This is a genomic window from Nonomuraea marmarensis (genome assembly GCF_043197025.1).
GTDB classification, from domain to species: Bacteria; Actinomycetota; Actinomycetes; order Streptosporangiales; family Streptosporangiaceae; genus Nonomuraea; species Nonomuraea marmarensis.
This window is the reverse complement of the sequence record NZ_JBICRM010000044.1, coordinates 1-12,521: the sequence shown is the minus strand read 5'-3', so window position 1 is coordinate 12,521 and position 12,521 is coordinate 1. Positions and strand designations below refer to the sequence as shown.

The following is a 12,521-nucleotide window of genomic DNA, read 5'->3' as shown; positions in this document are numbered from 1 at the left end:
CCACGCGGCTCACTGGGGAGGATAAGGTCCGCCGATGGAAGTCGAGTCATCGATCTGCCTGAGCGACCTCGTCCCTGCGCTGCGCTGGAGCCGCCCTCAGCAGGTGGCCGAGGCGCTGGGCGATCCGCGTCTGCCCCCGGGGTGGTGGTCCTCCCTCGCGTTGTCGAGGGCGCTCGGCACGGCGGGGCTCGACTGGATCTGCGAACGCCTGGCCCGGCTGGCCGCCGCCCGCTGGGATCACCTGCCGCTGGCCGACCTGCTGCCCGCGTTGACGGTTCACCACATCGATCCCGCGCTGCCCGGCTGGCCGGAGGCCACCCGTACGGCGATCACCGGCCTCGGCGGCTGGCAACGGCTGCGCCGCCTGTCGCCCAGCGACCTGGGCACCCCGTCGGCCACTCCTGAAGTGGTGATCGGCTCGGTCTTCCGCGAGATCCTCGGCCGCATCCCGGCCCAGCGAGACGGAGCTCGGGCCCCCCAGGCAGGTCACCCGGAGGTCACCCGCCCGCTCCAGCGCGGCGCCACCTTCCCAGGTGAGGGCCTTTCGTCCCGGGGTACGGGCTCGTTCCCGGTCCAGCCGGAACCCGCCTCGCAAACCGGTTCCTTCGCCGGGCAGAGCGGTCCGTTCGCCGCGCAGCCGTCGGACAGCGGGCCGCAACGGCAGCCGACCGGCCCGTTCGCGAACCAGAGCCAGGGCGACGGCCTGCCCCAGCGCCAGGCCGCCTCCTTGCCGGAAGGCACGCCGCAGCGGCAGACGGGCTCGTTCCCCGCACAACCGGAAAGCGGCCCGCAACGCCGCCAGACCGGCTCCTTCCCGGCACAGCCGTCGGATGGCGGCCCGCAGACCGGAACCTTCGCCGCGCAGCCTGCGGACGGCAGTCCCCAGGCCGGATCCCACCCCGCGCAACCGCCGGACAGCGGTCCGCAAACTGGAATGTTCGCGGCGCAGCCTCCGGACGCCGGCCCCCGGACCGGGACTTTCGCGGCGCAACCTTCGGATGGCGCCACGCGGCGGCAGACCGGCTCGTTCCCTGCCCAGCAACCGGAAAGCGGCCCGCAGCAGCGCCAGACGGGCTCGTTCCCCGCGCAACCGCAAGGCGGCCCGCGCCAGGGCTTCCCGGGCGAGGGCCTCCCGCAACGTCCGATGGGTCCCAAATCCGGACGCCAGGACACCGGACGTCAGGACATCGGCTCCCTTCCCGGCAGCCCCGCCTCTGGCGGCACCGGCCCCAGTTCCGTCCCCGGCGGCCCCCACACCGGCTCGTTCCCCGCCATTCCCGGCGCAGACGCCTCCAAGGCCGGAGCCAACGGCACTACCGGCACTACCGGCACTTCGGGGGTACCTGGGTATTCGACCCCGGCCCCTGGCGCCACCACCCCCGCCGCGTCGTCGTCCAGCCCCGTGCCCTCCGACACCGACCATGCGATGGTCCGGGTCGTGGACAACCTGTTCCGCAGCCTGGACAAACTCGAGCTGGCGGTGGCCGTTCACCGGTTGTTCGCGGAGGACCCGGTCAGCCTGCGCACCCTCGCCCACAAGATGCTGGTGGACAGGGACGCGCTCTCCCACGCCCAGCGCACCGCCGAAGAACGCGTGCTGCACTGGCTCCGCTCCTCGGAGTCCGCGCCGGTCACGGGCCACATGTTCCGCCTGACCGAGTGGCTCGGCGCGGCCGCCACCGAAGACCAGCTCATCGGCGCGGACCCGGCCCACCCCGTGACGGTCCCGTCGCTGCGCACACCGCTCTGGCGGGTACTGGTGACGCTCATGCCCGACCGCCGCTTCCAGGACGGCTGGCTGGTGGTGGGCGACATCCACGGCCTGCAGGCCCGTACGCGGCAGCTCCTGGCCGCGAACCCGGCCGACGCAGACGTCGTGGAGCTCATGACCGAGCTGGGCATCCGCGCCCACTCGGCCAAGGCCTGGCTCGACGCTCTCCCTGCGGAGGCGGACCCCGACGCGGTGGCCGAGGCCCCGTCCCCGGCCCAGCCCCTGCCCCGCCGCACTCCGGGAGCCAACGGCCACCACCACCGAGGCGGCCAGCCCATTCCGACGGCGACGACGGGCTCGATCGACCCTTCCGCCGCCCTGGCCACGCTGTCGGCGTTGTCGGGCGGCCGTTCCGCCATGCTCCCGGGCAGCCTCGCGGGCACCCCGGCCACACCACCTCCGCCGTTGCCGAGCCCGTCCTCCGACCCCCGCCGCTGGCAGCGCATTGAGGTCACCCCGGAACACCTCAGGGGCGGCCCGGTGCCAGTGCCGGAGGGGTACGCGGCCCAGCTCGGCATGCGCCCCGGCACCCTGCTGTCGGTGACGGGCCCCGGGGACAACGCCATCGTCCTGGTCTGGCAGGGCCACCAGCCGGTCTTCGACTCCCTCCAGCCGGTGCTCATGCGCCTGAACGCCCGCCCGGGAGACCAGGTCTACGTCACGGTGGACGGCTACCGCCTGGAGGCCCAGCTGACCGGCTGAGCGTTGACCACGTCGACGGGTTCGGGGCGCACGTAACGGCGCCCGGCCCTGTGGGCTCCACCCGAGACACCCGAGGGCCCGAGACGCCCCGCGGGAGCGTTCACGGGGAGGCGTCGAAGAGGTGGAGGCGGTGGGCGGTGGCGGCGGCCTCGCCTCGGGTGGCGACGCCGAGCTTGGCCAGGATGTTGGAGACGTGCACGCTCACCGTCTTGATCGAGATGAACAGCACCTCAGCGATCTCCCGGTTGCTCCGCCCGTTCGTCACCTCCCGCAACACCTCCAGCTCCCGAGCCGTCAACCCCAGCGGATGCCCGTCCGCGGCCTCATCGGAGCCCCCGATCCTGGCCCGCCGCCCGAAGACGTCGAGCTGCTCCAGCAGCGGCGTTGCCCCGAGCCGCCCGGCGAGCTCCCTCGCCCGCGCCAGCCGCGCCGCGGCCTCCTGCCGATCACCCGTCGCCAGCGCCGCGTGCGCCGCACCCACCAGCGACCGAGCCTCCGCGTACGGCTGCCGCAACGAAGCCCAAGCCCCCACGGCCAGCTCCCACGCCTTGAACTGCCACGCGAACGGCTCGACGGCACCCTCCAGCGGCGTGTCAGGCCCGGTCAGAGCGGTGAACGTGAGCCGCTGCGCCTGCTGGAGATCGCCCTCGACCTCCAGCTCCTGCCCCAGCGCACGAAGCCGTGGCAGGAGAGCCGCACCCAGTCGCGCGAGCCCTTCGAGAGCCGCCCCACCGGACCGGGCAGCCTCCCCCGCCTGCGCGGGCGGCACGACAGCCGACAGCAGCTGGGCGGAGGTCACCAGCACCGGCCAGGAATAACGCGGGCTGGCCAGCAGATCGTGCTCCTCCAGGGCGCGCCCCGCCGCCCCCATGGCCGCCTCCATCTCCCCCCGAGCCTGCAGCAGCTGCACCTCCCTGCACAGATGCGGCAGAACAGTCTGATCCCGATAAGTCCCCCGCGCCAACACGCTCCGCGACGACTCCAGCAGCTTCTCCGCCCGGTCGAACTGCCCCCGCGCGAGCGCGATATCCGTCGCGAACCCCTGCAAGCTGGCCCGATAAGGCGCCGGCGGCGCGAGGTCGAGCGCATGCTCGACCACCTCCAGCGCCTCGTCCCAGCGCCCGAGCGACACCAGCGGCTCGGCCAGGTTGATCGACAGGAACGTCCCCGACGTGCGGGCCAGGCCGTATTGCCCCGCCTCCTCGACCCCCTCCCGAGCGACCTGCGCGGCCCGCTCGTGCCACCCCGCGCCCTCCAGCGCGTCGGACTCGGAGATGGCGCAGCGCATCAGCGCGTTGTACGCCTCGTCGCGGTAGGCGATGCGCCGAGCCTCCGCGAACGCCTCCATCTGGGCCTCGATCTCGGAGTATTTCGAGTGCGACCAGGTGAAGCTGATCAGGGCGTGGGCCTCGGTGTTGGCGTCGCCCACCTCATGGGCGATCTCCATCGCGAGCCGGGCCGTGGCGAGCCGCTCCGGCCAGTCCGCCGGCATGTGGAGCATGCGTGACAGGCTCTCGAGGACCTGGCCGCGTAGTTTGTTCGGCTTGTCGGCGGGGGTCAGCTCGGCCGCCTGGCGCAGGTCGTCGAGGTGGCCGGGGCGGCCCAGGTCGTAGCGGGTCAGGCCGCGCTGGCGCAGCAGCGTGGCCGACCTGATCGGGTCGGTCGCGTAGTCGAGGTCGGCGAGGGCGGCGGTGGCCAGGGCGATCGAGCGCTCGTATTCGCCGGCCAGGTGAGCGACGGTGGCCGTCTGCTTGAGCACGTCGAGGCGGTCGGCGCCGATGCGCTCGACCGCGTCGGGCACCTGGTCCCACAACTCCAGCACCCTGGACAACATCCTGAGCTGCTCGTCGTAGGCGGTGGACTTGCGAGCGGCGGCGGCCGCGCCCCAGGCGCTGGCCAGCGCCCAGGTGGAGTCGTGGGCGGAGTGCCAGTGGTGGGCCAGCTCGATCGCGCCGCGCGGGGCGGGCAGGATCGACAGGTCGTGGTCCAGGGCCTGGGCGTAACGGGTGTGGAACCGGGTGTGCTCGCCGGGCAGCAGGTCGTCGTGCAGCGCCTCGCGGATGAGCGCGTGCCTGAAGGCGTAGCCCTCGCCGTCGACCATCAGCACGTTGCCCGCCACCGCGGGGCGCAACGCGCGGGAGAGCGCGCTCTCTTCGAGCCCGGCGACGGCGCTGAGCAGGTCGTGCTCGATGCGCTGGCCACCGGCGCTGGCCACCCGCAGCAGCTCCTGCGTCTCGTCGGGCAGCCGCTCGACGCTGGCGAGCAGCAGGTCGCGCAGCGACTCCGGCAGCGCGTCACCGCCGCCCGCCTCGCTGAGCAACGCCTCGACGAACAGCGGGTTTCCCTCGCTGCGCGCGTAGATCAGGTCCATGGTGGCGGGGGACGGCTCCCGCTCCAGAATGCTGGCCGCCTGGGCGACGGCCTCCCGGCGGGTGAGCCTGCGCAGCTCGACCCTGGTCACCCAATCGATCCGGCCCAGCTCGGCGAGCAGCGGCCGGAGGGGATGGGTGCGGCGCAGCTCGTCGGTGCGGTAGGTGACGACGATCAGCAGGCGGCCCGCGGTGCGCTGGTAGCGAACGAGGAAGGACAGCAGGTCGCGGGTGGACCGGTCGGCCCAGTGCGCGTCTTCGACGATCAGCAACACGGGACGCTCTTCCGCCAGCCGCTCCAGCAGTCCGAGCACCTGCTCGAACAGCCGCGCCCTGGCCTCCGCCCCGTCCTTGCCCGGCTCCCCGAACTCGGGCAGCAGCCGCGCCAGCCCCCGCGTGGTCCCACCTGGTACGAGCGCCGCCACCCCGTCCCGGCCCAGCTCGCGCACCAGCCCGCGCAACACGGCGGTGAACGGCGCGAACGGCAGACCCTCGGTGCCCAGCTCCAGACACCCGCCGACGAGCACCATGGCGTCGTCGGCCCGGTCGGTGAACTCTCCGATCAGCCGCGTCTTGCCGACCCCGGCCTCACCGCCGACGAGCACGGTGGACGACACCCCGGCACGCGCCCTGACGAGCGCGTCACCGAGAGCGGCGAGCTCGCGGGCACGGCCGACGAACAGGGGGCTCACGGCGTGGATACTCACGCCCTAAGGATGCCATCCGGCGGCGACAGAAACGCCCGCGGAGATTCCGCCGACCGCTAACGCAGGACCTTGCGAAAGAACGTGGCCGAGGCCTCGTATTCGAGCGCATGGTAGAACTCGGGCGCCCGCCGCGTGGCCATCGCCACGTAACGCGCCTCGCGCGAGCGCGCCCACTTCTCGAACCCCTCCAGCAACGCCCGCCCGATCCCCTGCCTGCGCGCCCCCGGCCCGACCATGGCCTCCTCGACCCAGGCGACCGGTCCGTTCGCGAACAGCGTCAGATGCACGAACCCCAGCAGGTAACCCTGGACGTGCCCGCCCACGACGGCCGCGAGCAGCAGGGCGTTCTCGTTCGCCAGCAGCTCGGGCAGCGCGGCGTCGAAGGGCTCGCGCTCCGGCCTGAACGTCAGTCCGAACTCGCGGGCCAGCGCGAACACCTCGTCCGCGTCCGCCTTCTCCGCCTTCCTGATGAGAAGATCGTCAGCCGTCATGGTTGATGACACTAGATCGTCCTCCGTTCCCGGCGCAAACTCCGCCCCTCGCCCAAGGAGGTCCGGTCAGAGGTCGCCCAGCCCGAGCTGGCGGGCGATGAGCATGCGCTGCACCTCGCTCGTCCCTTCCCCGATCTCCAGGATCTTGGCGTCCCGGTAGAAGCGCCCGACGGGGAACTCGTTCATGAATCCGTACCCGCCGAACACCTGCGTGGCGTCCCGCGAGTTGTCCATGGCCGCGTTGGACGCCACCAGCTTGGCGATAGCCGCCTCCTTCTTGAACGGCAGCCCCGCCAGCATCTTCTCCGCCGCGTGATAGTAGGCCAGCCGAGCCGTGTGCGCCCGCACCTCCATGTCGGCGACCTTGAACTGGATGGCCTGGTAGTGGCCGATCGGGTGGCCGAACGCCTTCCTGTCCCTGACGTACTTCAGGCACTCGTCCACGCACCCCTGCGCCAGCCCCACGCTGACGGCGGCGATCGCGATGCGGCCCTCGTCGAGCGTCTGCAGGAACTGGGCGTAGCCGCGGCCGCGCTCGCCCAGGAGGTTCGCGGCGGGTACGCGGCAGTCGGTGAAGGACAACTCGCGGGTGTCGGAGGCGCTCCAGCCGACCTTGGAGTACTTCTTCGACACCGCGAACCCGCGCGTGCCGCTCGGCACGAGGATCGTGGAGATCTCCCCCTCGCCGGTGAGCGCGGCCACACCGACGACGCCGGTGATGTCGGTGCCGGAGTTCGTGATGAACGCCTTCGTCCCGTTGATCACCCATTCGGCGCCGTCGAGCACGGCCGTGGTGCGCATCCCGCCCGGCACGTCCGTGCCGCCGCCAGGCTCGGTCAGCCCGAACGCGCCCAGCTCCGCCCCCGAGGTCAGCCTGGGGAGCCAGCGTTCGCGCTGCTCCTCGGTGCCGAACCGGAAGATCGGCATCGCGCCCAGCGAAACCGCGGCCTCCAGGGTGATCGCCACGCTGGAGTCGACGCGGGCCAGCTCCTCCAGCGCCACGCAGAGGGCGAAGTAGTCGCCGCCCATCCCGCCGTACTCCTCCGGGAACGGCAGCCCGAACAGCCCCATCGCGCCCATCTGCCGCACGATGTCGTACGGGAACTCCTCGCGCTCGTAGTAGTCCCCGATCACGGGCGCCACCACGTCGCGGGCGAACGCCTCGACCGTCTTGCGCAGCTCTTCGTACTCGTCTTTGAGCATGTCAGCCTTTCGAAAGCGCCTGTACGACGCGGGACGGGCTGGGCCGGCCGAGCAGCTCCGCCAGCCAGGTGCTGGTGGACACGAGTTTGCCCAGGTCGAGCCCGGTCTCGATGCCGAGCCCCCGCAACATCCAGACCAGGTCTTCGGTGGCGAGGTTGCCGGTGGCCGACTCGGCGTAGGGGCAGCCGCCGATGCCGCCCGTGGAGGCGTCCACCGTGGTCACCCCTGCCTGCAAGGCGGCCAGGGTGTTGCCGAGCGCCTGGCCGTACGTGTCGTGGAAGTGCACGGCGAGCCGCTCGGGCGTGCGGAAAGCCCCGATCAGGGCGGTGACGTGGCCCGGCGTGCCGACGCCGATGGTGTCGCCGAGCGAGAGCTGGTAGCAGCCGAGCCCGAGCAGCCGCTCCCCCACCGCGACCACCTGCGCGATCGGCGTCGGCCCCTCCCAGGGGTCGCCGAAGCACATCGACACGTACGCCCGCACCCTGACCCCGTTGTCCAGCGCCCTGGCCACGACCGGCTCGAACATGTCGAACTGGCTCTCCAGGCTCCGGTTGAGGTTCTTCGCGGCGAACGTCTCCGTGGCGCTGGCGAAGATCGCGATCTCGTCCACGTCGAGTTCGAGCGCCCGGTCGAGGCCGCGCAGGTTCGGGACCAGCACGGGGTAGCGCACGCCCGGCCTCCGGTGCAGCCTGGTGAGCAGTTGGCCGGCGTCGGCGAGCTGCGGCACCCACTTCGGGTGCACGAAGCTGGTCACCTCGATCACCTTGTGCCCCGCCTCGGCGAGCCGGTCGATGAACTCCGCCTTCACCTCGACGGGCACGACGGCGGACTCGTTCTGCAGCCCGTCGCGCGGCCCGACCTCGTAGATCGTGACCTGGTGCGGAAGACCTTCCATGGGGTACGGCATCACGCCTCCTCGCTGATGATCACGGCCAGGACGGCGTCCATGTCGACCGGCTGGCCCGCCTGCACGGGCAGCTCGGACACCACGCCGTCACGCGGGGCGGTGACCGTGTGCTCCATCTTCATGGCCTCGACGATGACCAGCGGCTGCCCCTCGCTCACCCGATCACCCGGCTGGGCCTTGACCACGAGCACCGTGCCCGGCATGGGACTCCTGACCACGCCGTCACCCGCCACCGCGGCGCCCGGCCGGTCGCCCGGGTCGCCGATGAGGTGCCGGGTGAACGCCCACGCCTCGCCACCCTTACCGAGCCAGAGCGTGTCGCCCCTGCGCGCGCAGAGGTAGCGCTCGGTACGCCCGCCGAGCGTGACGGCGAGCTCGGCGCCGCCGATCCTGATGCACCCAGCCACCTTCTCGTCATTTATCCGCACTTCTGCGGATACTTCGGGCAGGCCGCGGACCTGAACCGCGTGCACACCGTGCCTGGACTCCAACCGCCACGTGGTCCACGCCCGCTCGCCGACCCGCCATCCGTCGGTGACCTGCCACGGATCGTCGCCCTGGGGGATGGCGTGGAAGACGAGCCCCGCCGCCGCGAGCACCTCGCCGGGCACGTCCACGTCGGGAACCAGCTCGGGAAGCACCCGCTCGACCAGCCCGGTGTCCAGCTCGCCCGCCACGACGGCCGGGTGGGCGGCGAGGGCGCGCAGGAACGGGATGTTGGTGACCACGCCCAGGACGGCCGTGCGGGCCAGGGCCCGGTCGAGCGTCCTGAGCGCAGAACCGCGATCGGGGGCCCAGGCGATGACCTTCGAGAGCATCGGGTCGAACTCGCTGCCCACGACGCCGCCCTCGACCAGCCCGGAGTCCACCCGCACACCGTCGCCGGGTTCACGGAGAACGAGCACCCGGCCACCGCTCGGCAGGAAGCCGCGGGCCGGGTCCTCGGCGTACACGCGGGCCTCGACGGCGTGGCCGGTGAGCCGCACGTCCTCCTGCCCGAACGCCAGCCGCTCCCCCGCCGCCACCCGCAACTGCAGCTCCACCAGATCGAGCCCCGTCACCAGCTCCGTGACCGGATGCTCGACCTGCAACCGGGTGTTCATCTCCATGAAGTGATAGGCCCCGGTGGAACCGTCCACGATGAACTCGACCGTGCCCGCCCCCACATAACCCACCGCGCGGGCGGCCTCCACCGCCGCCGCCCCCATGTGGGCGCGCGTCTCGGGGCTCACGAAGGGCGAGGGGGCCTCCTCGATGATCTTCTGGTGCCTGCGCTGGAGGCTGCATTCGCGCTCGCCCAGGTGCACGACGTTCCCGTGGGTGTCGGCCAAGATCTGGATCTCGATGTGGCGCGGGCTCTCGACGTAGCGTTCGATCAGCAGGGTCCCGTCCCCGAACGCCGCCACCGCGGTACGCCGTGCCGATTCGAGGGCGTCGGGCAGCTCGGCGGCCGACCGTACCAGCACCATGCCCTTGCCGCCGCCGCCGGCGGACGGCTTGATCAGGGCGGGGAAGTCGCGCCAGTCCTCCAGGGAGTCGGTCGCACCGGGCACGACGGGGACCCCGGCGGCCGACACCGTGGCCTTGGCGCGGATCTTGTCGCCCATCGCGTCGATGGCCGCGGCGGGCGGGCCGACGAAGACCAGCCCGGCCTCCGCACACCGCCGCGCGAACGCGGCGTTCTCCGCGAGAAACCCATAACCGGGATGTACGGCTTGAGCCCCTGAATCCCGAGCCGCCCCCACAATCGCCTCAATATCCAGATATTTCGTCACCTGGAGGGCTATGTCGGCTTCGAGCACATGACGGGCACCCGCGTCGGACGGCGTGAACACGGCCACCGACGTGATGCCGAGCCCGCGCAACGTGCGAATGATCCGTACGGCGATCTCGCCCCTGTTGGCGATCAGAACACGTCCAAACCCCTGCGGGGGGCGAGCCCCCCGCATCCCCCCCAACAGCGCAGTGCTTCGCACGTTTTTCATTGCTCGCTCACGCTTCGCTCACATCCGGAAGACGCCGAAACCGGCGGGTTCGAGGGGGGCGTTGGCCGCCGCGGACAGCGCCAGGCCCAGGACGGTACGGGTGTCGAGCGGATCGATCACCCCGTCGTCCCAAAGCCTGGCCGTGGAGTAGTACGGGTTCCCCTGGTGCTCGTACTGGGCCCTGATCGCGTCGGCGTCGGCGTCGCCCACGGTGGTGAGCACGTTCGCGGCCTGCTCGCCGCCCATGACCGAGATGCGGGCGTTCGGCCACATCCACAGGAACCTGGGCGAGTACGCCCGCCCCGCCATCGCGTAGTTCCCCGCGCCGAACGACCCCCCGATCACCACCGTGAACTTGGGCACCCGCGCGCACGACACGGCCGTCACCATCTTGGCCCCGTGCTTGGCGATGCCGCCCGCCTCGTAGGCCTTGCCGACCATGAAGCCGCTGATGTTCTGCAGGAAGACAAGGGGGATCCGCCGCTGGTCGCACAGCTCGATGAAGTGCGCCCCCTTCATGGCGGACTCGCTGAACAGGATGCCGTTGTTCGCCACGATCCCGACCGGATGGCCGTGGAGGTGGGCGAACCCGGTCACGAGCGTCGAGCCGTACTCGGCCTTGAACTCCAGGAACCGCGACCCGTCCACGATCCTGGCGATCACCTCGCGCACGTCGTAGGGCTGGCGGGTGTCGGCGGGCACGATCCCGTACAGGTCGCGCGGGTCGTGCCGGGGCGGCTCCGGCCTGGTCGTCTCCCACGGCCGCTCGGCGCGCGGCGCGAGCGTGGCGACGATGTCGCGGACGATGGCCAGCGCGTGCGCGTCGTCGTCGGCCAGGTGGTCGGTGACGCCGCTGACCCGCGCGTGCAGGTCGCCGCCGCCCAGCTCCTCGGCCGTGACCTCCTCGCCGGTGGCCGCCTTCACCAGCGGCGGGCCGCCCAGGAAGATCGTGCCCTGGCCGCGTACGATGACGGCCTCGTCGCTCATCGCGGGCACATATGCCCCGCCCGCCGTGCACGAGCCGAGCACGGCGGCGATCTGAGGGATGCCGCGGGCGGACATGGTGGCCTGGTTGTAGAAGATGCGGCCGAAGTGCTCGCGGTCGGGGAACACCTCGTCCTGCCTGGGCAGGAACGCTCCACCGGAGTCCACGAGGTAGACGCACGGGAGCCGGTTGTGCAGGGCCACCTCCTGCGCCCTAAGGTGCTTCTTGACCGTGATCGGGTAGTACGTGCCGCCCTTCACGGTGGCGTCGTTGGCGACGACCACGCACTCGCGGCCCGCGACCCTGCCCACGCCGGTGATGATCCCGGCCGCGGGCGCCTGGTCGTCGTAGAGGCCGTTCGCGGCCAGCGGCGACAACTCGAGGAAGCGGGAGCCGGGGTCGAGAAGGCCATCGACGCGGTCGCGCGGCAGCAGCTTGCCCCGCTCCACGTGCCGCTTGCGCGAGCGCTCGGGACCGCCCCGGGCGGCGCCCGCGAGACGTTCGAGCAACTCGGCGGCGAGCCGCTCGTTGAGCTCGGAGTTACGTTTGTACGTCTCGCTCCCCGGCTCGGCGGCCGACTTCAGCACCGGCCAGTCGCTCATGAGTCCCCTCTCATGGCTCGAATGTTAGTCATCATTAACGTAATCGTCTAGCATGTGAGACGTGACCACCGTCCCCACACCTACCCGAAATAGGGGCAAAAGGCGCACGGAAATCCTAGAGGCGGCCGCCCGGCTGTTCGCCGCGCGCGGCTTCCACGGGGTCTCGATCGAGGACATCGGGGGCGCGGTCGGCGTCTCGGGCCCGGCGCTCTACCGGCACTTCAGCGGCAAGGACGCGCTGCTGGCCGAGATGCTGCTGGACGTCAGCTCCCGGCTGCGCGCGTCGGCCGCCGCGGCCGTCACCTCGTGCCCGGACCCGCAGGAGACGCTGGACGCGCTGCTCAACGTGCAGATCACGTTCGCGATCGAGCAGCCGGCGCTGATCACGGTGCACGACCGGGAGCTGGGCAACGTGCCAGAGCCCGAGCGCAGGCAGATCAGGCGGCTGCAGCGGCTCTACGTCGAGGAATGGGTGACCGTGCTGGCCGAGCTGCATCCGTCGTGCCCGGCCGCCCGTCTGCGCGCCGCGACGCACGCCGCGTTCGGGCTGCTCAATTCGACGCCGCACAGCGCGGGCGAGTTGCCTGCGCAGGACATGCGGCCCCTGCTGCACGCGATGGCGCGGGCCGCGATCGACGCCTCGGTTAACGCTCACTAACTCAGGGTCGCTCTGCGCGTAATGCCCTTGCCCTCTCAACTATCTAGATATATCGTCACGCTATCTCGATAGTTGAGGAGATTTGTCATGCGAGATCCGGACTACTGGGACGCGCCCCCTCCCCCTTCCCCTCCCCCGCCC

The 12,521-nt window shown here is 71.6% G+C and carries 8 protein-coding genes; 2 read left to right on the top strand and 6 right to left on the bottom strand.

What is annotated here, in order from left to right; all coding sequences use genetic code 11:
* Positions 1-34: 34 nt before the first annotated feature.
* Positions 35-2,473: a hypothetical protein gene (locus ACFLIM_RS43875; RefSeq protein ID WP_393175605.1), complete on the top strand. Its 2,439-nt coding sequence runs from the start codon at positions 35-37 to the stop codon at positions 2,471-2,473.
* A gap of 100 nt (positions 2,474-2,573) precedes the next feature.
* Here the strand turns inward: ACFLIM_RS43875 and ACFLIM_RS43870 are convergent, their stop codons facing one another.
* From ACFLIM_RS43870 to ACFLIM_RS43845, 6 genes are all read right to left on the bottom strand, one after another.
* Positions 2,574-5,549: a helix-turn-helix transcriptional regulator gene (locus tag ACFLIM_RS43870; protein ID WP_393175603.1), complete on the bottom strand. Its 2,976-nt coding sequence runs from the start codon at positions 5,547-5,549 to the stop codon at positions 2,574-2,576.
* Positions 5,550-5,605: 56 nt separating this feature from the next.
* The gene (locus ACFLIM_RS43865; protein WP_393175601.1) at positions 5,606-6,040 is read right to left on the bottom strand and encodes a GNAT family N-acetyltransferase; all 435 of its coding nucleotides are present in this window, start codon (positions 6,038-6,040) and stop codon (positions 5,606-5,608) included.
* 66 nt (positions 6,041-6,106) lie between these two features.
* The gene (locus tag ACFLIM_RS43860; protein ID WP_393175599.1) at positions 6,107-7,243 is read right to left on the bottom strand and encodes an acyl-CoA dehydrogenase family protein; all 1,137 of its coding nucleotides are present in this window, start codon (positions 7,241-7,243) and stop codon (positions 6,107-6,109) included.
* 1 nt (position 7,244) lies between these two features.
* Entirely contained in the window at positions 7,245-8,150 is a 906-nt protein-coding gene (locus ACFLIM_RS43855) for a hydroxymethylglutaryl-CoA lyase (protein WP_393175597.1), read from the bottom strand.
* Positions 8,150-10,099, bottom strand: coding sequence for an acetyl/propionyl/methylcrotonyl-CoA carboxylase subunit alpha (locus ACFLIM_RS43850; RefSeq protein ID WP_393175595.1), 1,950 nt, complete (start codon positions 10,097-10,099; stop codon positions 8,150-8,152). Before ACFLIM_RS43850 ends, ACFLIM_RS43855 begins: the two co-directional genes overlap by 1 nt.
* 54 nt (positions 10,100-10,153) lie before the next feature.
* Complete coding sequence (locus ACFLIM_RS43845; RefSeq protein ID WP_393175593.1) at positions 10,154-11,722, bottom strand: carboxyl transferase domain-containing protein; 1,569 nt, start codon at positions 11,720-11,722, stop codon at positions 10,154-10,156.
* Positions 11,723-11,783: 61 nt separating this feature from the next.
* On the opposite strand from ACFLIM_RS43845, the gene ACFLIM_RS43840 reads away from it, so the two are divergent.
* The gene (locus ACFLIM_RS43840; protein ID WP_393175591.1) at positions 11,784-12,380 is read left to right on the top strand and encodes an SACE_7040 family transcriptional regulator; all 597 of its coding nucleotides are present in this window, start codon (positions 11,784-11,786) and stop codon (positions 12,378-12,380) included.
* Positions 12,381-12,521 lie beyond the last annotated feature (141 nt).

What these genes read in the sequence shown, in the direction of transcription:
- ACFLIM_RS43865 (WP_393175601.1), bottom strand. Translation starts at nt 6,040, where the DNA reads ATGACGGCTGACGATCTTCTCATCAGGAAGGCGGAGAAGGCGGACGCG.
- ACFLIM_RS43875 (WP_393175605.1), top strand. Translation starts at nt 35, where the DNA reads ATGGAAGTCGAGTCATCGATCTGCCTGAGCGACCTCGTCCCTGCGCTG.
- ACFLIM_RS43850 (WP_393175595.1), bottom strand. Translation starts at nt 10,099, where the DNA reads ATGCGGGGGGCTCGCCCCCCGCAGGGGTTTGGACGTGTTCTGATCGCC.
- ACFLIM_RS43845 (WP_393175593.1), bottom strand. Translation starts at nt 11,722, where the DNA reads ATGAGCGACTGGCCGGTGCTGAAGTCGGCCGCCGAGCCGGGGAGCGAG.
- ACFLIM_RS43855 (WP_393175597.1), bottom strand. Translation starts at nt 8,150, where the DNA reads ATGCCGTACCCCATGGAAGGTCTTCCGCACCAGGTCACGATCTACGAG.
- ACFLIM_RS43860 (WP_393175599.1), bottom strand. Translation starts at nt 7,243, where the DNA reads ATGCTCAAAGACGAGTACGAAGAGCTGCGCAAGACGGTCGAGGCGTTC.